Below are 22107 nucleotides of genomic sequence, written 5' to 3' on the forward strand. Positions count from 1 at the left end.
AATTTTATTATTTATCTTGATATAACAATCATCCTAAAACAGTTAAGCAATGAGTTACAGTGAAATACTTTCGCCTTCGTTGAGAATATACAGTGGCGTTTGAGAGTTCATTTCATCAACCATATGCAATAAACGCAGTAATGCAGAGTGACTAGTGTGGTCGCCCATTTTCCAACTTGAGTTGCCATAGCCCCACGGTATCATTACTTTGCAGTTAAGATCTTGCGAAGCATTAAGTGCATCCTCTGGTGTTGTGTGCACGTAACGATACCAATTAGAGCTCTCTTCGCTGTAATAGGAGGCTATGGGCATTAGGCATATATCTATATCGCCATATTTTTGCTGAATATCTTTAAAGTGCTTTGAGTAACCTGTATCGCCTGCAAAAAATAGGGTTTTGCCGTTTTGCTCCAGTAGCCAGCCGTTCCATAGGTCTTTGTCGTTATCTTCATAAATGAAGGGTACCATTACTCGGCTACTAAAGTGATGAGCAGGTAAAGCATGAATAGCTAAATCACTAATATTTGTTTTTGCATACCACGCCATTTCGCTAATGTTAAATCCGCCAGTAGGGAAGTTGTCGGCCATACCTAGTGGAGTTAAGTAGCGAGGTTTATTACCGAGCTCTTCTATATCTGCTTTATTAAAGTGATCGTAATGAATATGCGAGTACATCACAGCGTCTAAGTTCTCGAGCTCACTTTGCGTTAGCCAATCGCCCGGCTGCCTGTAAAACCCAGAGGCTAGCCTAAAGGCTAAATCAACAGGTGAATCAAATTGCTCTTTGACAGGGTCAAATAGCATTTGTTGACCGTTAGGCGTGCGGATCACAAATCCGGCATGACCAAGCCAGCGAACAGTGTAGCCAGTATTTAATTTTGGCGTTTCTTGCTCAGCAATATATTGGCAGTTCTCGCTGTCTTGTTCGCACTGTAGTTTAGGGCTCGTTGGATAGCAGTCGGCTTCGCAGGTGGTCGGGTACGCTTTTTTACCGGGATAGAGATTATGAAAGCGTCCTTTTCGTTCGCCATCTTGATGCAGTGGAGTTATGGTATCTTCCCCTGCAATAACTTCAATGTGATTGGGTGTTTGGCACGCGCTCAGCAACATACAGGTAGTGATGAGGCTAAAAGTGGTTAGTTTCATTGTCATAATTTAATTATTATTTTGTAAAAGTATAACAACAACAGTAGATTAACGAATAATTCAAAGGTAACAAAAAGTAACAACAAAAAAGCCTGCAATTTTGCAGGCTTAATAAGTGCGTTTAAAGTGATTAGCCTGCGCTATTCATTTGCTCTATAAACTTGTTTGAATCGGCAATCGATTTGTTCATGTCGTTCATTAATATTTGTATATCGCGCTTAAGGTTAGTGAACTCACCTTTAATAGCCGATACTGCTTGTGCGTTTAAGTTATGCTTTAAATATAAAACATTATCATGAAGCGACGTTAGTACTGGCTCCATTTTGCTCTCTGCGCTGCGCATTGAGCTAAGTAACTGGCTAAATTGACGCTGAGTAGCGGCTAGCTTTTTACTGCTTTCACGTTTAAGTGAGGCACTTTTATATTGCTCTAGCTCATCGCTCCATTCATCAAAAAGTGCTTCTGCTACGTCTTCTACTTTATTGATGTTCGTTGATACTTCGTTTGCGGCTTTTAAGCTCGACTCGTAATCGTCGTTTAACTGATTATAAGTGTCTTGTAGTTCGCCGCCGTTAAAATCTATTAATGTAGTTAGGCGCTCAAGCGCTGATTTAAACTCTTCTTGTGACTCTTCTTGTGAGTCTTTTGTTTCTTCTACGCGGTCAATAAGGATATCACGTTTGTGAACACCTACTTTTTCCATTGCAGAATAGTAAGCTGATTGGCAGCCCGATAATGCTAACGTAAGTGCAAGCATAGAGGCGCTAAGTAGTGTTTGTTTTTTCATTTGGATCCCTATTTACGTGTAAGTGCTGTAAATTATGGTACTGATTGTTATTATAATCAAAACTCGATAAGCACAAGTCAATTGTATGAATGATAAGCTCTCCCATTACAAACAGCAAGTTAAGTCCTTTATGCGCCAGCAGCCTAGCTGGTGGATGCAATATATAAATCGATGTATAGACGATCAAATAACAGTTAATGCAGGCTACCTTGCTTACGTAACGTTGCTTTCATTAATACCGCTAATTGCAGTGGGTGTAGCTATATTTTCGGCGTTTCCGGGGTTTGAATCGACTCGTATGGAAATAGAGAGCTTTTTATTTACTAACTTTGTACCTACCTCGTCCGATGTTATTAAAGAGCACATAAGCTCCTTTGCAGGCAATGCTAATCAAATGACCGCAGTAGGTATTGGCTTTTTAGCAGCTATTGCATTGTTGCTTATCCGTAATGTTGATGCCACGCTAAACCGGATTTGGCGAATTAAGAAAAAACGCCCTATGATGATCTCTTTTGCAGTGTATTGGATGGTATTAAGCCTAGGCCCCGTACTACTTGGCGCAAGTATTGGTGTTACATCGTATATTGTATCTTTAGTCTCGTTTGCTGATCAGGGAATTCCTGGGTTTAGCGGCTTTTTGTTAAAGCTGGTGCCTTATGGTTTTTCGATGATTGGTTTTTTAATGCTATACACCTTAGTACCTAATACGCCTGTTTCTATTAGGGCGGCTGTGCCCGGCGCTCTTTTTGCGGCTATATTATTTGAGTTAACTAAAAAAGGGTTTGCCCTTTATATTAGCCATTTCCCATCGTACGAAGTTATTTATGGTGCTGTTGCTACCATACCTATTTTATTTGTTTGGGTGTATTTGTCTTGGGTAGTGGTGTTGCTAGGCGCTGAATTTACAGCGTGTATTAGCCCAAATGATATTGAAGATACCCCAGAAATTGAACTTGAACTTGAAGAAGAGCCAAACTTGAAGGATACACACTAAATGCAAGGGTTAATACAGCGTGTAAAAAATGCCAAAGTAGAAGTTAATGACCAAATTGTAGGTGAGATTAGCCATGGTATTTTATTGTTATTAGGTGTAGAAAAACCAGATGATGAGCAAGCAGCCGATAAGTTACTGCATAAGGTAAGCAATTATCGTATTTTTACTGACGAAAACGACAAAATGAACTTAAGCCTAAAAGATATAGGTGGAGAGTTACTAGTGGTTTCGCAATTTACATTGGCAGCTAATACCAAAAAAGGCATGCGCCCAAGCTTTTCATCAGCAGCAACGCCAAGCCAGGCTAACGCGCTTTACGAGTACTTTGTAACTCAAGCTAAAGCACAGGGTATTAGCGTTGCAACCGGTGAGTTTGGCGCAGATATGCAAGTGAGCCTATGTAACGATGGGCCTGTCACTTTTAACTTATCGGTTTAATTATCAGACTTAGTAACAATAACAATATGATTTACAAAGCCCGTTACTTTATGCGGGCTTACTTTTACCCCAAATACATTAAATAGTAATTGCTGTAACTGAATTAACTGCGACTCATGTTGCGATAAAAAGTTAATAAATAGCGTGCCACCACCATTGAGGGCGTTATATATTTTTTGATAAAAAGCGTGTTCAAATAAAAACCGTGGCGCGTCTATCTGGCTAAATAAATCAAGAATAATCCAGTCATTGTTATATGCTTTTTTAAGTACATTTTGCGCGTCATCACACTGCACATCACTTTGGTTTTTAAGCGCAAAAAAATCTGTATAGCAGGCAATTATATCAGCACTTTTTTCAACTGATGTTACTTGTGCCTGCGGGTAGGTGTGTTGTAAATAATTACGTATAGCGCCGCCGCCAAGGCCAAGCTCTAATACACGATTTGGTGGTGCTAAGGTTTGCCACTGCTTAGCCAAATAGGTTAAATGTGGAAATAGCAGGCGTTGTGGATTGCTAAGCTCTATCACCGATTGCAAAGTATCGTTAATCAGCAGCCAGCGAAGCTGTCCGGCTTGGCGAACCTGTATGTGATCGCCTGCATATTTATGCCAGTAAACTAGTTGCCCAATATCTTGGCTGTGGCTAATAAAGTGGCTACTAACTACACCCGTTAAAGGGTTTATAAAATCGCTCATAACATTTAGCATAAACTACATGGTGCACTGGGTAAAATAGTTAACTAAAATTGTAGTTATAAGCCAAATTATTTAACCTAGCTAGCGCTTAAAGTAGCGTTAAAGGTGGATTTAATGTTCACACTTTAAATTAGTTATTTTTTCGCTCGCTTACCAAAGTCGTATTGGCAGTGTTTCAAAGATGGAGTATGGTATTTGCCATAATAATTCCAACCAACTTAATCTTTAATTTTTTAGTTTTTAATAACCAGAGCGTGGGTTAAAGAGTTATTCAGTTGGATTACATGCCGTAGCCTTTATTTTTTATTTACGGCCAAACAACAGGAGTATGTATGTTTCAGGTAAGTACACCGCAAAGCAGCGAAGATTGGCAAGCGTATTATCAATTACGATGGGAAGTATTACGTGCGCCTTGGGGCGAGCCTCGAGGCTCTGAGCAAGACGACATGGAGCAAGATTCTGAGCATCGTTTTATAAAAAATAAAGAAGGCGATGTACTGGGTGTTGCACGTTTGCACTTTAATAACCATGAACAAGCGCAAGTACGTTACATGGCTGTGGCTGAAGGTAACCGAAACCAGCATATTGGTAGCCGTTTATTGCATGAGCTTGAAAAAATAGCGTGGACGCAAAATGCAGGTGAACTGGTGTTATTTGCTCGCGAACGTGCACTTGAGTTCTATAAACGCCATGGTTACGAGCTAAAAGAAAAAGCTCACCTTGCGTATGGCGATGTGCAGCATTTTAAAATGATTAAGCAAAAACCTAGTGAGCCGGGTTGGTTCCGCCACCCAAATTGGACTCAAGTACTGCAAAATATTTGGCGCGAATCAATTCCTATTAGTGATGCAATGGGTATTAAAGTAGAAAGCTACACAGATTGGCAGTTTACAACTAGTGCAGATTTAGATGCTAACTTAAACTTACATAACACCATGTTTGCAGGTTCTATTTATAGTTTAGCAACGCTCACTGGTTGGGGGGCAACGTATTTAGCGCTTAAAGAAGCGGGGCTTGAAGGTAATATTGTACTGGCGGATGCGAGCATTAAGTACTTAAAACCACTTAATACTGACCCTAAAGGCTGTGTAGAATTACAAACATGTAAAGGTAAACTGAGCGACTTAGAAACCGATGGTAAAACAAGTTACGTAGTGCCAGTAACTATTTATGATGGTGACAACGTAGTTGCAGAGTTTGAAGGTGTATTTGCCGTTAAGAAATAACGGGCAATGCTTCATTAAAAAAGCCAAGCACTAAGTAATTAATGCTTGGCTTTTTTATGCGCTGATTTTATAACAAATCAGTCAATAATATACCTACACCTATACGTTCAATATCGGCATTGTAATCAATTAAGCTTTCGCCGTAGCCGTTAAAGTATTGTGCATAACCACGTAAACGGCCCCACATAGGAAATGACCAATCTAATTGAATCGCACCACGGTTATCTGAATTTAAGTTATTACGAGTCATAAAGCTAAACTCATGATCTTGGTAACGGTACGCGCCGCTAAATTCAAAGTAACCCATGTATTTGTAAATATCTGGGTTGTCATCGCCATCGGCTTCTAGTGGATCTTCTTTTTTATCTTCAGCGATTCGGTACCAAGGCTTAAAGCTAAAAACAAAACCTCTGTTTTCCCAAATAAAATCGGCGTAAATACGGTTCCATGAACGAGAGTTTGGCTGGCTGCGGCCATTAGACTGGTGCGAAATACCCAGTGCAATTGCCATTTCGTCGCCCCAAAGCACATGCTCTTCATCGAGGTAATTTACCCAAAATATTTCTGGCTCGTAGTTGGTTTCACGAAACGGTGATGAAATCTCTGAGTTATAAATCTGCCAATATGACTGCAGTGTAAAGCCAAAGAATATAGCTTGGTCTTCATCAGCAAAATCATCGTATAGTGGCACTTTAATAGACAGCTGGTATTTAGCTTCTAAGTTATCAAGTGGTTCGCCATTTTCTTCATCTGTTAGCTCGTCAAAGCCATCAAACGGGCGATCGTTTGGATGCGATACATACGAAAGTGGCAAAATGTAGTTACGTTTATGCGGTGTAATCACGTTACGGTTTTTTTTGCTTACTTCTTCGCGGGCTTTACGTTTATCAAGTGCGGTAAGTTGTTTGTTTTCTTCAAGAGCTGAACACTTTTGACGGAGTTCGTCTAAGGTTTGCTTTCCGTCGCCACCAATTACTTCGTTTAAAATACATTGCTTAACAAGTTCTATATCGTTGTCTTGTTCGTTTTCTTTTACCTCTTCTTGGGCAAAAGAGGGGGTACTAAGTAAAGCCGTGAGTGCAATCCAATAACGCCAGCTCATTGTTTATTCCTTTGAGAGTAGGGTAGATTTATAAATTATAACGTCTTTTTACATTTGTAACGGTGAACTTTTACTGAATTTACGTTTATACCATGTTATTTACGTTTGCTCGTAGTGTTTAGATCAAAAGAAAAGCGGCCTAAGCCGCTTATCTAATGTAAATTAACTTTTAAATCATTAATTTACTCTCACGCAATGAGAAGGGTGAGCTATAGCTCAAATACGTTTGTAAAAAACTTATAAAGTTCAGTGCCTTGGTTAACACTTGCCGAGGCAAAGTGCAAAATTGCAATAGCATCACAATCGAGGCTAAGTGTTTGTAGTGGCTGCTCACTCAAGTAGCGCTCCATGCGTAAAATATGCGCAATGGGCTCACCTGCTTTAATATGCCCAGCTAGTGGGGCTACATATTCAACCATGCCGCCAATAGGGGCGTAGTAAGCAAAGTAGTCATCTAAATGGCATGCGTAGCGGGTTATATTGCTCGGTTTGTGTGGGGCGTCTACCAATACATTTTTATGATTTAAATAGCTTAAAATGCTATTTGCATCGTTGAGTGCTTCTGTTAAGTCTATTTTTTCTTGGCTACCTAGCTCAACCGTAAAGGCTTCTACCTGTACGTTAAAGTCCCTGCCTTGTGCACCAAGTGCATCACTTAGGTGCCACCATGGGCAAAAGCTTGCTTCGTCCATGGCGCCATCAAAGTCGCTTGGGATCAGCAGTACATGCTCAATATTGAAATAACTGGCGCTCTCGGTTGCATACGTTGGGCAATATAGGTGCTTGCTTGAAATAGGCCCTGTGTGTAAATCAAGGACTATGTCGGCTTGGTGCGCAAGCTTTTGCAAATTAAGCGCAATGCGTTTACCCGTATTAAGTAAATAAGCTGGGCCGTTAAGTTTGGTATCTATTTCATCAATCAGGGCTTGTTTAAAGTTATTTTTTAAAGCTGCATCGTCGTACTGGCTATGATCTTTGGCAAACTGGGCCACTAAATCAGCGTTGTAGTGATACATGCGGTTCCAGTTAGTGCCAGTAATCGGGTCGAATCGTCCAAGGGTAAATTCCCCTGATTTTTGATTGCAGCCAATAGGGTTAGCGTAAGGTACTAAGGTAATGTCGCCTTTTAAATTGAGCTGTTTTAATTGCTCTAACAGCTGAAAAATAACCGCGTTACCTTGTACTTCAGCGCCGTGCATATTGGCTTGAATATAAACACTTGGCCCGCTGCCATTGCCTTTTAAGCGATACACAGGAATAGTGAGTGGTAAGCCGTTAGCCACTTCCCCCACTACAATGTTTTCTTGGCTGATTGGTGTTGTTGTGCTCATGTTTATTACCTTAAATAGTGGCTGGCATCTTCTGCTTGGCGTACGCAGGTGAGCTCACCATTTTGTAAAACGTATTCTGCTGCCAGCTCATGGCATAAAAAATACGGCATGCTTTCGGTAAAACCATAGGCGCCACATTGGCTAAATACCAGCCAGTCTTGCGCGTTTAAATCGCTTGGTAGGTTATGCTCGCCTAAGCAATCAAGGGCCGTACATAAAGGGCCATATAGGCTCATTGCCTGTTCTGGCGCAGTTGATTCGCGCAATAACGCCGCAGGAAAATCTTGGCTTGTAACAGCAGGGCGTAATAAATGGTTAATACCACCGCTTAAAATAACTTGCTGTTGGCCGTAGTTTTGTTTGCACTCGACTACGGGGTTGGCGTAATGACCGCATTCACCTACAGCATAGCGGCCAAGCTCCATCCATAATTCATCTACATCTGCATCTTTTTTAATTTTAGCAAGCGCGGCTATAAGGCCATCCCACTCAAGTGTTGCATCGCTTGATGTATAAGGGATACCTAAACCGCCTCCTAAATCTAAAATTTTCAGGTTTATATTTAAGTTATTAGCAAGGGCTGTAAGCGGTGCAATCATTTGCGACCACAGCTCGCTTAGCTTTTGCGTGCTAAGCATGTTGCCCCACTGAAAAATATGTAGGCCGTCAAAGCTAAGAGCTGAGTAATCGGCGGTATTTAGTGCTTGCCATTCATCGCAGCCAAGCCCAAACGGAGTTAGGCTGTCGCCGCCTAGTGGGTTTTTTTCACCTTCGGGCCAGCGTAATTGAACACGCAGTAATACTTGCAGCTGCGTACTTTGCAGCTGCGCTTGTTGGTTTAACCAACGTACCTGATTGAGGCTTTCGGCAACAAATATGCGTACGCCGCGCTCAATAAAGTGTTTAATTTGTTTAGGGCTCTTTGCAGGCCCTGTGTTGAGCACGCGCTGCGAACTAATACCTTGTGCAAGTACTTGTTCAAGTTCACCTTTACTTGCTACGTCAAAGTTAAAGCCTGCGCTATCTAAGCTTTGAATAATCTTAGAAAGCGGGTTCGCTTTTACTGCATACCAAAGTTTTACATCGGTTTGCGCAACTAAGCGCGTAAGGTGTGCGTTTAGTCTATCTAAGTCGTAAACAAAAAAAGGAGTATCAAGCTGCTGTGTAAGCGTATTAACAGCGGTTTTGATTGGCGTGCTCAAAAAGCTCATTATCGTAAAACCTCTTCTAGCAATAATGATGCATCGCTTTGTTCGTCGCGGTATTTAACAATTAACGCACACGACATGCTTAAGCCTTGCTCACGTGCCCATTCGTTAGACGCCGGGCGAGAGCCAGGTATTACAATTGCGTACTCTGGGATTGGTTCGCCTTTATCAAGCTGACGCTCATTAACGCAGTCGTATACCGGAATGGTTGCAGATAAACGTACGCCAGGTGCCAGTACTGCACCTTTTTTAATAACTACGCCTTCAACAATGACACAACCTGCGCCAATAAAGGCATCGTCTTCAACTACTACAGGGCTTGCACCAATTGGCTCAAGTACACCGCCAAGTTGCACAGCTGCGCTCAAATGTACGTTTTTACCTACTTGTGCACACGAACCAACTAATGCGTGGCTATCAACCATCGTGCCTTCGTCGATGTATGCGCCAATGTTTACGTACGCTGGTGGCATAATAATAGTGCCTTTAGCTACGTATGCACCACGACGAACGCTTGAACCACCAGGTACCATACGCACGCCATCGTCAGTACTAAACTCTTGCGGTGCAAGGTTGTGTTTATCTACAAAACCACCTACAAACTCAGTGTTAGTGCCATTTTTAAAGGCTTCTAAAATGCCTTGTTTTACTTCTACGTTAGCTTCCCATTGGCCGCTTTCGTTTTGTGATGCTGCGCGTACTGCGCCCGATTCTAAATTATTTAGTAGTTCTAACCAGCTCATTATAAAAACCTGTATTTAATGCCAAGATAAAATGGTGTCGTTTGCAGTGGTAATGCAATCGGTTTGCGTTAACTCAAGATGTGTTAAAGGTGGGCGCAGCAAAGGGCTACTTAAGCGGCCTTGTTGGTGCATTAACACTTTAACGGGAATGGGATTTGCAACAGCAAAAAGGCTATTAATAGCGCGAGTCCACTGAGCAAATAAATTGGGGTGTTGGCCACCTAGGCTGCGTTTTACAAACTCGTGCGTTTGTTTTGGCCACGCGTTTGCCGCAACCGATACTAAGCCTTTTGCCCCAGCTTGCGCGAAATAGGGCATAAGTGCATCGTCGCCACTGTATAGCGCTAAATTAGGCGCAGCTTGTCGGTATGCTTCAAATTGGGTGATGTTGCCACTGGCTTCTTTTAACGCCCACAGCTTTGGATGCGCCTGTAGATTTTCGATGGTTTGCACCGGAATACTTACACCGCTTCTACCTGGTACGTTGTATAACATACACGGGTGCGCGCTTACGTTTAATAAGCTTTCGTACCAATGAGTTTGCCCTACAGCACCTGGTTTTGCATAAAGGGGCGAGCCTAGTAAGTAACTGTGAATAGGTAATTGGTTACAGTAGCTAACCCACTCTTTTTGTTGGGCTAAATTGCTACCGCCCACAGCAACCATAAGCGGCACACGGGGCTTTAACTGGCACACGTGCTCAACAATGGCTTGCTGCTCTTTAAGTGTAAGCGCTAAGCCTTCACCTGTACTACCAAGGAGTAAAATACCGTTTTGCGCGGCTTCTTGTTCACTAACGAGAGTTGTCAGTGTGTCGTAGTCAACATTACCTTGTTGATCAAACGGCGTTACAAGCGCTGTCCACAGTGCGTAGTCGTCTAAATTGAAGTTGTTGATCATCTCTTACGAACCTATAAGGTGTTCGAGATATTAAAGGGGCTTTATGATGTGAGCCGCATTAACGTCGTTCGAACAGTATTCGAAGAGCGAATGGGCTTAAAATAATAGGGCGCACGGCCTTATTATTTAAGACCAGAAGCTCTCCACCAAACTAATAAGCTGCTAAAAAACAGCTCTTGGTGACAGTCGCTAGGATTCAACCTAGTCGCCCGAAGTAATTGCTTCGCAAAAGCGTTTACCTCTCGGCGGTATTCCCCTGGCGTATGCTCACTGGAGTTTGCGCTCCTAACATACGCTACCTGAATAACGCACCTCTTCTAGCCCTTTGTATTTTGTTTTAACTAATAAGGCTTTAACAAAATACAATTTAAATAGGGTAATTGCGGCGATTAAAACATTTTAGCCGTCTAGGTGTCAAGCTGCTAAATATAGATTAGCTCATCGAAAATAGTGGTGGTTACGTATTGGCTGCTTTTCTCGTACACTAACCCTATGAGCAGCGAGGTATTTAATAAGTATGGAAAAATTTAGTGATATTTATAAGCGAGCGGTAGAGCGAAAAGGCTCTGAAAAAATGCTTAAGTTATTACTCTCAAAACCTTTATCTAAAAAAGCGTTAAGCACGTTAAGTGACGACGATTGGCTTGAGGAATTTACTCGAAAAGTATTTCAAAGTGGCTTTTATTGGTCGGTAATAAACAGCAAATGGCCGGGCTTTAGAGAGGTTTTTTGGGAGTTTAGTGTTGATAAATTACTAATGATGCCGCCCGATATGCTAGAGCAAAAAGCAACGGATGAGCGCATCATTCGTAATTATAAAAAAGTGAAAACGATTCCTGAAAATGCTTACATGATCCACGAAATAGCTCAGGAACATGGCAGTTTTAGCAAGTTTATTGCTCAGTGGCCAACAGATAATATTATTGGCTTGTGGGCGCATTTAAAAAAACAGGGCGCTCGATTAGGTGGGAATACCGGTCCGTATGCCTTAAGAGCGCTCGGTAAAGATACATTTTTACTTTCGCGCGATGTAGAAAGTTACCTAAGAGCACATAAAATTATTGATGGTGGGCTACAAACTAAAAAATCACTCACTGCAGCGCAGGCATTTTTTAACGAAATGCAAAAGCAAAGTGGTTTAAGCCTACAAGAACTTAGTTTAATTGTGGCCTATAGCGTTGGCGATAACCGGGTTGGCATACGCCAAAAGGCAGAGGATTAATAATGAAATTAGTGCCTAGATACACAGACATAGCAGATAACTTTGCGATAGAGGATAACCCATCGAGTGTTGCTGCTCCGCAGTTGCTATTGTGGAATACATCGTTAGCTGAGCAATTTAATCTAGATGTTGAGCCGCAGCTGCGTGCTAGCATTTTTGCAGGCAACGAGCCGCAATCTGTAAAGACAGTGGCACTGGGTTATTCTGGGCACCAGTTTGGACACTTTTCACCACGTTTAGGTGATGGGCGAGCGCATTTGCTTGGTGCTATTAGCGACGATAAAAATCAGCTATGGGATATTCAACTAAAAGGCTCCGGCGCTACGCCTTACTCTAGAGGGGGCGATGGACGCTGTGCATTAGGCCCTGCAATTCGTGAATATATTATGAGTGAGGCCTTACATGCGTTAGGTATTAAAACCACGCGCTGCTTAGCTGTTGTAGGCACAGGAGAAGCGGTTTACCGTAATCCCCCTCAGCCAGGTGCAATAATTACTCGTTTAGCAAGTAGTCACATTCGAGTTGGCTCGTTTCAATATTTAGCTACCCAAGGGGATACTGAGGGTCTTAAAAAGCTTGCCGATACAGCCATTGAGCGCCATTACCCTGAAATTAACATAACCGGGCCAGAGCGTTACTTAGCCTTTTTAGATGCGGTGATAAAAAACCAATTAGACTTAATAATTAGCTGGATGAGAGTCGGGTTTATTCATGGCGTTATGAATACCGACAACACGCTAGTAAGCGGTGAAACCATAGATTATGGCCCGTGTGCGATGATGAATGTATTTGATTTTGATACCGTATTTAGCTCTATTGATAAGCAAGGGCGTTATGCATTTGGTAATCAACCAAACATAGCGAGCTGGAACTGCGCTCGTTTAGCCGAGAGTTTAATACCGCTTATTAATGACGATGACGAGCAAGCTGTAAACTTAATGACGCCCATAATCAGCCAGTTCTCAATGCTATTTAACGATAGATACAATCAAATGTGGGCACAAAAACTAGGTTTAGCGGGTCATAATGAAGACGATGTTGAATTAGTAAGTAAGTTATTACTCTTATTTCAAGAATATAAGCTTGATTACACCAACACCTTTGATGCCCTTACTGAGTCATTAAAGGGTGAATCTGTAATACCTGAGCCATTAACGCAATGGGCACAGCTTTGGAAAAGTCGAACAGATAACAGTTCTTATGAAATTATGCGAGCTGCTAATCCTCGAGTGATCCCTCGTAATCATATTATTGAAACAATTTTAGATGAATATACAAACATGGGGACTAGTGAATTACTAAAGCCGTTTATGGAAGTGCTTAGTGATCCATACTTTACTAGCAAAAACATCACTCAGTATCAGGAAGTGCCTAAAGAGGACAAAGATTACCGCACATTTTGCGGTACTTAAGTGCTGGGTTAACTCATAAGTTCATGATTATAAATGGCCATATTTACTTATATACGGCTATATTTGGCTTTAAATAGTGTTCATTGATTGAGCAAAGTATATTCAAGTGGTAATATCCGCGACCGTAAAGCCAAGTAATTTTTTGCGTATATACAGTGCATATAGTTGAATTTACCTTGTATTAGCTTACAAGTAAGCGATTTATAATAAAACCACTATATTTATTGTTTGCAGGTTAGGTAAAGCGTTTAATCTGACCTACAATAAATGGTTGGATGTCGTCATAGACCATTGAAAAAATTTATAAACTTTATTTTTCGTTAAGTATCGATTAACAAAAGCTCAGGTAGTCTGTAAAAAACTGGTTGAGCTAGAATTGATTAGCTACAATTTATTGGTTGTTAAAATGGGAAGAAAACAATGAAATTAAAATCACTTACAATTGCAATCGCGTTGGCTGCAACTAGCGCATCTACTTTCGCTGCTGATAAAGAAGAAGGCTTCTACATTGGCGCATTTGGCGATTACTACGACGCATCTTGGAAAAACATGCGTGACCAAGCTGGCCTAGACGTAAATGAGTCTACAGGCTGGGGTGTTGAAGCTGGTTACCGTTTCAGCGATTACTGGAGCGCACGCTTAGAATACGCAGACATGGATTTTAACGCTTTTGACAAAGTAGCTGGCAACCGTAACAACATTGACGGCGAGCGTTACGGTATTGATGCACTTTACCACCTTGACGGCGGTCCTTTCTACGGTCTATTTGGTATTAAAGAAATGGACGTAGTAGATGACAACACATTCTTAAATGCTGGTGTTGGTTACCAACACTTTATTACAGATGGTTTATTCGTAAACGCTGAAACAGCTGTATACCAAGGCCTTGACCGTGGTTACACAGATGTTGGTGCAAAAATTGGTATTAACTACTTATTTGGTCAAAATGCAGCGCCAGCTGAGCCGGTTCAACCAGCTCCAGAGCCTGAAGTTGTTGAAGTTGCAGTAGTTCCTGCTGATAGCGATAATGACAACATTTTAGATGCTGATGACCAATGTCCAAATACACCTATGGAAGATGCTGTAGACGGTACAGGTTGTACATTATATGAAGACCGTGAAGTAACAACTAGCCTATTAGTTACTTTCCCACATGACTCTGCAGAAGTAGGTTCACAGTACTTCACTGATATCGCATCAGTATCTGAGTTCTTAAAAGAGCATACAGATACAACAGTACTTCTTGAAGGTCATGCATCGGCTGTAGGTAATGCAAACTACAACAAAATGCTTTCTAAAAAGCGTGCTGATGACGTAGCTAAAGAATTAGTTAAAGATGGTATCGATGAAGACCGTATCACTACAGTAGGTCTAGGTGAAGAACGTCTTAAGAATACAGCAAATACTAAAGCAGCTCACGCAGAAAACCGTCGTGTAGAAGCGCATGTAAAATCTATTGAACGTGTAAAAGTTAAGCGTTAATAGTAATTTACTAAATCTAGAAACCCAGCCATGTGCTGGGTTTTTTTATGGGCGGAATAAAGTGAACAAGTAATCAAATAGTAATGATTATTACTTAACAAACATTCACGAAAATAGATTTTATTAAAGCCACTATTCATAATATTTATAGTCGGTATAATCAGTTGCTTAGTTGGATGGATTTTCATCTAATCATAAAAGCTTTATAATCACGCGTTAGAATACTATAAGTATTGGGTAACTTATTTGCGCATGAAGCGCTACCGAATACTTTCACGTCACCAAGAGGGCAATATTGTGCTACAAGAATATCGTAAACACGTAGAAGAACGTGCCGCGTTAGGTATCGTACCAGCGCCACTAGATGCTCAGCAAACGGCTGATCTTATTGAACTAATCAAAACGCCACCGGCAGATGAAGAAGAGTTCATCTTAGATTTATTAATCAACCGTGTACCGCCAGGTGTTGATGATGCAGCGTATATCAAAGCAGGCTTTTTAGCGGCAGTTGCAAAAGGTGAAGCGCAGTCTCCACTTATTTCAAAAGAAAAAGCAGCTGAGTTATTAGGTACAATGTTAGGTGGCTACAACATCGCTCCTATGATTGAACTTCTTGATGACGAAGCACTTGCACCAATCGTAGCAAAAGGCCTTTCAAACACTTTGTTAATGTTTGATGCTTTTTACGACGTAGAAGAAAAATCAAAAGCGGGTAACGAGCACGCTAAAAAAATTATTCAGTCTTGGGCAGATGCGCAGTGGTTTACTAACAAACCAGCAGTAGCTGAAAAAATTTCAGTAACTGTATTCAAAGTAACTGGCGAAACAAACACTGATGATTTATCTCCTGCACCAGATGCATGGTCACGTCCTGATATCCCACTTCATGCTTTAGCAATGCTAAAAAATGAGCGCGACGGTATCGTTCCTGATAAAGCGGGTGAAGTAGGTCCAATCACTAAATTAGAAGAGTTAAAAACTCAAGGTTTACCACTTGCTTACGTAGGTGACGTTGTAGGTACTGGTTCTTCTCGTAAGTCTGCTACTAACTCTGTGCTTTGGTTTATGGGTGACGATATCCCATTTGTACCAAATAAGCGCGTTGGTGGTGTATGTTTAGGTAATAAAATTGCGCCTATCTTCTTCAATACAATGGAAGATTCTGGTGCATTACCAATTGAATTAAATGTTGATGAGTTCAACATGGGTGATCAAATTGATATTTACCCATACGAAGGTGTTGTTAAGCGTCACGGTACTGATGACGTTATCTCTACTTTTGAACTTAAATCAGACGTAATTTTAGATGAAGTACGTGCCGGCGGCCGTATTCCTCTAATCATTGGTCGTGGTTTAACAGACAAAGCACGTACATCTCTTGGCTTAGGCGCAACTGACGTATTTAAAGTACCAGCGGTAACTGAAGCTTCAGATAAGGGCTTTACACTAGCGCAAAAAATGGTTGGTAAAGCATGTAACGTTGAAGGTATTCGCCCAGGCCAATACTGTGAGCCTAAAATGACCACTGTAGGTTCGCAAGATACTACAGGTCCTATGACACGTGATGAGCTTAAAGACTTAGCATGTTTAGGTTTCTCTGCAGATTTAACAATGCAGTCATTCTGTCATACCTCTGCTTACCCTAAACCAATTGACGTAAACACTCACCATACGCTTCCTGATTTCATCATGAACCGTGGCGGTGTTTCACTTCGCCCTGGTGACGGTGTAATTCACTCTTGGTTAAACCGCATGTTATTACCAGATACTGTAGGTACTGGTGGTGATTCACATACTCGTTTCCCATTAGGTATTTCGTTCCCAGCGGGTTCAGGTGCAGTAGCGTTTGCAGCAGCAACAGGTGTTATGCCTCTTGATATGCCTGAGTCTATTTTGGTTCGCTTTAAAGGTGAAATGCAACCAGGTATCACTTTACGTGACCTTGTACACGCAATCCCTTACTACGGTATTAAGCAAGGCTTATTAACAGTAGAGAAAAAAGGTAAAATCAACGAATTCTCTGGTCGCGTACTAGAAATCGAAGGTGTTGAGCACTTAACTGTTGAGCAAGCGTTTGAATTATCAGATGCATCAGCAGAGCGTTCAGCAGCTGGTTGTACTGTTAAGCTTTCTAAAGAGTCTATCAGCGAATACCTAGAATCAAACATTGTTATGCTTAAGTGGATGATCTCTGAAGGTTACGGCGATGTACGTACAATCGAACGTCGTATTACAGCAATGCAAGATTGGTTAGCTAACCCAGAACTTATGGAAGCTGACGCTGACGCAGAATACAAACACGTTGTAGAAATCGACCTAGCAGAGATTAAAGAGCCAATCCTTTGTGCTCCAAATGACCCTGATGACGCACGTTTACTTTCTGATGTTACTGGCGAGAAAATTGATGAAGTATTCATCGGTTCTTGTATGACTAACATTGGTCACTTCCGTGCTGCTGGTAAATTACTAGATGGTTTCACCGGTCGTATCCCAACACAACTTTGGGTTGCTCCACCAACTAAGATGGATAAAGATCAGCTTACTGACGAAGGTTACTACGGTATCTTTGGTCGTGTTGGTGCACGTATCGAAACTCCAGGTTGTTCACTATGTATGGGTAACCAAGCACGTGTTGCAGATAAAGCAACTGTTGTTTCAACCTCTACACGTAACTTCCCTAACCGTTTAGGTAATGGTGCGAACGTATTCTTAGCTTCAGCAGAGCTTGCAGCAATTGCTGCTATTTTAGGTAAATTACCTACGCCAGCTGAATACCAAGAGTATGCTGCGAAAATCAATGCAACGGCTGCAGATACATACCGTTACTTGAACTTCCACCGTATGCCTCAGTACACTAAAAAAGCAGACAACGTAATTATTCAGCAAGCTGTATAATTTAAACCTGTTTTAAAAAACCCGCTTAGGCGGGTTTTTTATTATCTGAAACCCAAGTACCTAATACAGGGTTAACTGTATGAAGTGTATTTAAAAAATCATGAAATAAATTTGAATATTAACAAAAAATGAACAATTATATGTATTGATAACACTTGTTAATGATTGAGGGAGCGATCATCAGGTCTTTTTTTGCTCCACTTAACTATAGTTTCGGAGCATATAATGGAAGATAAAAATAACTACCGGTTAAAGTTAATAGCGAGCGCAGTGAGTGCAAGCTTATTTATATCTGGTTGTAGTTTTGACAAAGATGATGATGTTTCTGAGGAGGTAAATCTAGCTCCTTCTGTTCAAATTTTAGGACAAGATGAAACACAAGAAAAAACGGCTTTTACCCTATCGGCCAACGCCATTGATACAGATGGTCAAATTATTAATTATAGTTGGCAGCATGATTCAACACTTAATTTAAGTGCACAAAACCCCGACTCTAACGAAATCACTTACCTCTCACCCGACATTACAGAAGATGTAACCGTTAATTTTAGCGTAACGGTAGAAGATGACGATGGCGCAACCACCACAGCTACTCAACAAGTATTAATAAAGCGAAATTCAACGGCTGTTACTCTAAATGGCTTAATTACTGACAACACGATTAGCTTTGCAAGTGTAGAAATAACCATAGGTGATAAAACTTATTCAGCTACAGCAGACGAAAATGGTGTTTATACAATAGTATTAGATGTCGATGAGGCTTTAGAGCAAGCTCTAGTAAAAGTTAAAGCCAAAGGACGAGATGATTTAAACCCTGGTGTTGAGTTTATTTCTCAGCTTAGTTCAGTTAAAAAATTAGCTACTCAGGCTGGTGATGATGGTATTTTAGATAGCGATGAAAACTTTGGAGTAAATACAACCAATGTAACAACCGCAGAGTACGCACTTATTGTTAGAGAAGGTGATGAGCCAACAAGTGAAGATGAGCTTGATAATGCACTTTTAAATGTTGATGCAGACGAGAAGGTACAACTTGCGAGCCTGATTAAAATCATTGTAGACAACCCAAATTATGAGCTGCCAGAGGGCGTAAATAGTACGCTTGATTTAGTAACCGATGAAGAAGCTGCACAGCAGTTTGAAGAAGACGTTAATGCGCAAGATCCCGACCTAATAGAGCAAACTAAAACCGAAATTAAAGAAGATGAAGACTTAGTTACAGGCTCAAAAGAGTCATTAGTTGGTGAGTATATAATTAACTCCCCGCGCTACTATGCAAATACAGCCAGCCACTTAACTTTAAACGAAAATGGTACTGGTCAGTATCATGCAGTTACGGGCAGCTCACTAACGTGGCAAGAAGTGAGTGGTAAAGTAGAAGTTACTTTAGAGTCTCCTGTACTTATTAATAAATACTCTCAAATCGAAGACGATGTTGAAACTATTTATGAGCAGCATTTAAATTCATTCTCGTTGCAAGTACTCGGCGAAAACGATGTTTTTAAAACAATAGATATTAAAAGCGATATTACAGTTTACGAAAACAGCGTTGAGGTGCAAAACAAGCAAGAAATACAAACCACCAACCTTATTCTTAAAAGTAAAACCTTAAGTTTGACCGTCGAAGATATCGTTGGTGAGTGGGAAATGGAGCGAATAGAAAGCCGTAATTATGTTAGCCACCTAGAGACTATTGCCTTTTATGAGGATGGTACAGGCGTTGTTTTAAGTGATAACTCAGCACCGTTTGAATGGGAGCTGGCTAATAATAAATTAACTGTAACCTATGATGAAGATGGTAGCGTTGGAACAACAAATTTTTGGTTTACTAAAAATTTAAAAGCAGGCTATCAATTAGTTTCCTTAGATACTACATCAGCCGATCCTGCCGATAGCCAATATGGCCTGATGATAAAAAGAGAAGTGGTGTCTTTATCAAATGATGACTTAGTTGGGCGATGGCAGGGCTTTGTTGGTACGGCACAACTTTATGATATGAACGTGTTTGCCGATGGCACCATAATGTTAGGACTTGGCACAACGTCTTACCAAGGGGTTCTTGAGGATGGAAAACTAACTAGACGCCGCTATGAATATAATGGCTACACCGTTAGCAGTTGTGAAGGGTTTGATGAAACCTGTTACTTAAGCGCAGAGGTAACCCATGACATCATTGCAGTAGAGAACAGGCATTACTACTTACTAAGAGAGTTTAAATGGTTTTCCCCTGAAGGAGATATGTATGATATCCAAAAAGGTTTACTCATTTATCAGTACAGTAAAGAGTTAAGCTATTCAGAGTTTACGCCTTACTTACTACAAAGCAGTTTTAACCTTTATAAAAGTGCTGGTGAGCAAGTAATAGAAGATCGAATTCGGGTTAATTACGATGACGGCTCATTTACGATAACAATCGACGGTATCGAGTATGAAGCACAGTTAAATGAAGGTGTAATTGAATACCAAATAGGTGGGCAAGCATGGCTTTTTGAAATTATTAGTGGTGATGGTGAAACATACACTATTTGTAATTATCAACAAGGTAGTAACTGTACTCAGAGCGATAAAACTGTTTATCAATCTAAAAACCCACGTGTAACTTTAACAGCTGTATCTAATGAATTTGGACAGTTACAACCTGCGGTACAAGAGGTGCCTTTTTCTCAACTGGTTGGTTTTAATATAGTGCCTAATGAAGGTTATGAAGTTGATTCAATAGAAGGTTGCGAAGGTTATATTGAGGGGGAATATTATATTGCCTTTAGTGGACACGGTGACTGCGAAATTAATGCGACCTTTGTAGAAAAACCAGAAACAATATCAGGGCAATTTTTAATTAATAATCCTGATTATTTTACCTCTACCTCTTTCAAATTAGAGCTTAATGAAAATGATGAGGGCAGCTTTACTGGCAATAACCAAGTAGCAATATCTTGGAACAAATATTTTGACGAAATTAGAGTTAGTTTTTCTGATGAATATGTATTAAATGAAAGTGTTGCGTATGAAGTTGAAGATGGCACTCAAGTAGAAGTTAGGCGTAAAGATGTAATGACGCATATTACCCTTAAAGAGCGTTTCGACTTGGGTAACGGCTGGTACAAAATGACGCAAAGTATAAGTAAGTTCCGTAACGAGGAACTAGTTGAAGAGTGGCATAGTGATAGCCATGTTAAGTTATTTGATTCAGTAGTGCCTCAAGTTGATTTAACCCCAAACGATTTGGTTGGTAGTTGGTCGTTAGATATCCCATCTGAAAGTACCGTTAAGGAATTACTGCTAAATGATAATGGAACAGGTAGCGTAGTCGATACTATAGATGAAGCGCAAACAGAAAGCTTTACTTGGCAGCAAACAGCAGTAGGGCTTCATATTACTACTTCAGGTAGCGTTGAAGATATCTATATTACCAAGGATATAGACCTTGGCTATCAAGTAATAATGCAAGGCCAGTACGAAGATGAAAATCAAGTAAATGTTGCCGTAATGATAAAGCAAGAAGAGCAGGAAATTATCCCGAGTAACTTTGCTGGGCGTCACTTATTTAAAGAAGGCCATGACTTAGAGACTATTTGGGATGAGCTGCAAATATATGAAGATGGGCAAGTGTTCTTTACCTATTTTACAAGTTCCGTTCAAGGTGAGTTTAAGGATGGAAGCTTTAGCCGAAGCAGAAAATATGATCAACTAACAGGATCATACGGCTCTGATTGTGATTTGACTTTAGAAACGTGTTTAATTGATTATACGATGGACTATAGGCTTATTAATCAAAATGATAATTACCAAGTCGTGGAGCGAGTATCGAGAGCATTTGATACTAATTCAGGGGAAGAAAACCTTTCTTATGCATCACTTTACTTTGAAAACTATATTGAAAATACAAGCGCTGATAAGTTTTATGAGCATGAAATCCCTTTTGAAATCTATGAACATAGTGGTGAGAGCTTCGTAAAGTGGGGTATTTACTATATAGATGGGTACGAGCTTTGGAAAAACGATATTAAAGCTGGCTCACTTGAATTAGTTGAAGGTAAGTTTACCTACGAGCAAGACGGCCAAAACAAGGTGATTGAATTTATTTCAAATGATCGCGATGAGATAGTGCTTTGTGAGTATTTACAAGGAACAGCATGTCAAAATCAAGAAGAGATGACCTTTACGATTTTTGAGCCAAGGTATGATGTTAAAGTTTATTCAGATGGTAATGGTGTGGTAAATAATGGGGTTGAAAACTACACAAGCTTTCATGGTGATACGTTAACCTTTAATATTTCTGCAAATGCAGGCTATAAATTAGAGTCTATAAGCGGGTGTGATGGCATTTTAGAAGACAATATATACACGGTTCATTATTTGGCGCAAAGCTGCGATATTGATATCGCCTTTGAACTAATAGAGTAAATGCGCTTTAGTGTTTTAGGCTAAAATTAGAGCGATAATTAAATTTAATAAATTGGCTACGCAGTGTAGCCAATTTTTTTGAATTAAATTTTCAATAAAGTCTGAATTTAGATCTTAAA

The 22107-nt window shown here is 40.5% G+C and carries 16 protein-coding genes and 1 riboswitch; of the genes, 8 read left to right on the forward strand and 8 right to left on the reverse strand.

The features are described from left to right. Positions 1–54: 54 nt before the first annotated feature. Together CWC11_RS01440 and CWC11_RS01445 are read right to left on the reverse strand one after the other, a co-directional pair. Positions 55–1146 carry an MBL fold metallo-hydrolase gene (locus CWC11_RS01440; RefSeq protein WP_138681325.1) on the reverse strand — a complete coding sequence of 364 codons (1092 nt, stop codon included), beginning with the start codon at positions 1144–1146 and terminating at the stop codon, positions 55–57. A gap of 130 nt (positions 1147–1276) precedes the next feature. Then, positions 1277–1933 (reverse strand): DUF2959 domain-containing protein, encoded by a 657-nt coding sequence (locus tag CWC11_RS01445; protein ID WP_138681288.1) that lies wholly within the window; start codon positions 1931–1933, stop codon positions 1277–1279. A gap of 85 nt (positions 1934–2018) precedes the next feature. Between CWC11_RS01445 and CWC11_RS01450 the strand changes: the two genes are divergently transcribed. Together CWC11_RS01450 and dtd are read left to right on the forward strand one after the other, a co-directional pair. Further along, positions 2019–2927, forward strand: a complete 909-nt coding sequence (locus tag CWC11_RS01450; RefSeq protein WP_138681289.1) for a virulence factor BrkB family protein — start codon at positions 2019–2021, stop codon at positions 2925–2927. After that, entirely contained in the window at positions 2928–3365 is a 438-nt protein-coding gene (gene dtd, locus CWC11_RS01455; RefSeq protein WP_138681290.1) for a D-aminoacyl-tRNA deacylase, read from the forward strand. It begins immediately after the preceding gene. Here dtd and CWC11_RS01460 read toward each other — a convergent pair. After that, positions 3362–4075 (reverse strand): spermidine synthase, encoded by a 714-nt coding sequence (locus CWC11_RS01460; RefSeq protein ID WP_138681291.1) that lies wholly within the window; start codon positions 4073–4075, stop codon positions 3362–3364. The two genes, dtd and CWC11_RS01460, sit on opposite strands and share 4 nt — an antisense overlap. 320 nt (positions 4076–4395) lie before the next feature. On the opposite strand from CWC11_RS01460, the gene CWC11_RS01465 reads away from it, so the two are divergent. Continuing rightward, positions 4396–5289 (forward strand): bifunctional GNAT family N-acetyltransferase/hotdog fold thioesterase, encoded by an 894-nt coding sequence (locus CWC11_RS01465; RefSeq protein WP_104643471.1) that lies wholly within the window; start codon positions 4396–4398, stop codon positions 5287–5289. Between the two features lie 67 nt (positions 5290–5356). Here the strand turns inward: CWC11_RS01465 and CWC11_RS01470 are convergent, their stop codons facing one another. The 5 genes from CWC11_RS01470 to dapA form a co-directional block, all read right to left on the reverse strand. Continuing rightward, complete coding sequence (locus tag CWC11_RS01470) at positions 5357–6391, reverse strand: phospholipase A (protein ID WP_138681292.1); 1035 nt, start codon at positions 6389–6391, stop codon at positions 5357–5359. A 209-nt stretch (positions 6392–6600) separates the two neighbouring features. Then, positions 6601–7722 carry a succinylglutamate desuccinylase/aspartoacylase family protein gene (locus tag CWC11_RS01475; protein WP_138681293.1) on the reverse strand — a complete coding sequence of 374 codons (1122 nt, stop codon included), beginning with the start codon at positions 7720–7722 and terminating at the stop codon, positions 6601–6603. A gap of 5 nt (positions 7723–7727) precedes the next feature. Continuing rightward, positions 7728–8933 (reverse strand): PLP-dependent decarboxylase, encoded by a 1206-nt coding sequence (locus CWC11_RS01480; protein WP_138681294.1) that lies wholly within the window; start codon positions 8931–8933, stop codon positions 7728–7730. Then, complete coding sequence (locus tag CWC11_RS01485) at positions 8933–9673, reverse strand: 2,3,4,5-tetrahydropyridine-2,6-dicarboxylate N-succinyltransferase (protein WP_138681295.1); 741 nt, start codon at positions 9671–9673, stop codon at positions 8933–8935. The genes CWC11_RS01480 and CWC11_RS01485 overlap by 1 nt, the downstream gene beginning before the upstream one ends. A 15-nt stretch (positions 9674–9688) precedes the next feature. After that, on the reverse strand, positions 9689–10573 hold the full coding sequence (dapA, locus tag CWC11_RS01490) for a 4-hydroxy-tetrahydrodipicolinate synthase (RefSeq protein WP_138681296.1): 885 nt from the start codon (positions 10571–10573) through the stop codon (positions 9689–9691). A gap of 128 nt (positions 10574–10701) precedes the next feature. Next, positions 10702–10898, reverse strand: a riboswitch (Lysine riboswitch). Positions 10899–11090: 192 nt separating this feature from the next. Here dapA and CWC11_RS01495 point away from each other — a divergent pair. The 5 genes from CWC11_RS01495 to CWC11_RS01515 all read left to right on the forward strand — a co-directional run bounded on the left by CWC11_RS01495 (position 11091) and on the right by CWC11_RS01515 (position 21988). Further along, on the forward strand, positions 11091–11795 hold the full coding sequence (locus tag CWC11_RS01495) for a DNA-3-methyladenine glycosylase I (RefSeq protein WP_138681297.1): 705 nt from the start codon (positions 11091–11093) through the stop codon (positions 11793–11795). 2 nt (positions 11796–11797) lie between these two features. After that, positions 11798–13207 (forward strand): protein adenylyltransferase SelO, encoded by a 1410-nt coding sequence (locus CWC11_RS01500; protein ID WP_138681298.1) that lies wholly within the window; start codon positions 11798–11800, stop codon positions 13205–13207. A 420-nt stretch (positions 13208–13627) separates the two neighbouring features. Further along, a complete protein-coding gene (locus CWC11_RS01505; RefSeq protein ID WP_138681299.1) occupies positions 13628–14689 on the forward strand; it encodes an OmpA family protein in 1062 nt (353 codons plus the stop codon). A gap of 297 nt (positions 14690–14986) precedes the next feature. After that, positions 14987–17584: a bifunctional aconitate hydratase 2/2-methylisocitrate dehydratase gene (acnB, locus tag CWC11_RS01510; RefSeq protein ID WP_058549235.1), complete on the forward strand. Its 2598-nt coding sequence runs from the start codon at positions 14987–14989 to the stop codon at positions 17582–17584. A 225-nt stretch (positions 17585–17809) separates the two neighbouring features. Then, positions 17810–21988, forward strand: a complete 4179-nt coding sequence (locus CWC11_RS01515; RefSeq protein ID WP_138681300.1) for a hypothetical protein — start codon at positions 17810–17812, stop codon at positions 21986–21988. The last annotated feature ends 119 nt before the right edge of the window (positions 21989–22107 follow it).

Source organism: Pseudoalteromonas sp. S3178, assembly GCF_005886985.1.
Classification (GTDB): domain Bacteria; phylum Pseudomonadota; class Gammaproteobacteria; order Enterobacterales; family Alteromonadaceae; genus Pseudoalteromonas; species Pseudoalteromonas carrageenovora.

Bases quoted from the DNA above. Each gene is read 5' to 3' on its own strand.
- CWC11_RS01445 (WP_138681288.1), bottom strand. From the start codon at position 1,933: ATGAAAAAACAAACACTACTTAGCGCCTCTATGCTTGCACTTACGTTA.
- CWC11_RS01470 (WP_138681292.1), bottom strand. From the start codon at position 6,391: ATGAGCTGGCGTTATTGGATTGCACTCACGGCTTTACTTAGTACCCCC.
- dtd (WP_138681290.1), top strand. From the start codon at position 2,928: ATGCAAGGGTTAATACAGCGTGTAAAAAATGCCAAAGTAGAAGTTAAT.
- CWC11_RS01485 (WP_138681295.1), bottom strand. From the start codon at position 9,673: ATGAGCTGGTTAGAACTACTAAATAATTTAGAATCGGGCGCAGTACGC.
- CWC11_RS01515 (WP_138681300.1), top strand. From the start codon at position 17,810: ATGGAAGATAAAAATAACTACCGGTTAAAGTTAATAGCGAGCGCAGTG.
- dapA (WP_138681296.1), bottom strand. From the start codon at position 10,573: ATGATCAACAACTTCAATTTAGACGACTACGCACTGTGGACAGCGCTT.
- CWC11_RS01500 (WP_138681298.1), top strand. From the start codon at position 11,798: ATGAAATTAGTGCCTAGATACACAGACATAGCAGATAACTTTGCGATA.
- CWC11_RS01465 (WP_104643471.1), top strand. From the start codon at position 4,396: ATGTTTCAGGTAAGTACACCGCAAAGCAGCGAAGATTGGCAAGCGTAT.
- CWC11_RS01450 (WP_138681289.1), top strand. From the start codon at position 2,019: ATGAATGATAAGCTCTCCCATTACAAACAGCAAGTTAAGTCCTTTATG.
- CWC11_RS01480 (WP_138681294.1), bottom strand. From the start codon at position 8,933: ATGAGCTTTTTGAGCACGCCAATCAAAACCGCTGTTAATACGCTTACA.
- CWC11_RS01460 (WP_138681291.1), bottom strand. From the start codon at position 4,075: ATGCTAAATGTTATGAGCGATTTTATAAACCCTTTAACGGGTGTAGTT.
- CWC11_RS01475 (WP_138681293.1), bottom strand. From the start codon at position 7,722: ATGAGCACAACAACACCAATCAGCCAAGAAAACATTGTAGTGGGGGAA.
- CWC11_RS01440 (WP_138681325.1), bottom strand. From the start codon at position 1,146: ATGAAACTAACCACTTTTAGCCTCATCACTACCTGTATGTTGCTGAGC.
- CWC11_RS01495 (WP_138681297.1), top strand. From the start codon at position 11,091: ATGGAAAAATTTAGTGATATTTATAAGCGAGCGGTAGAGCGAAAAGGC.
- CWC11_RS01505 (WP_138681299.1), top strand. From the start codon at position 13,628: ATGAAATTAAAATCACTTACAATTGCAATCGCGTTGGCTGCAACTAGC.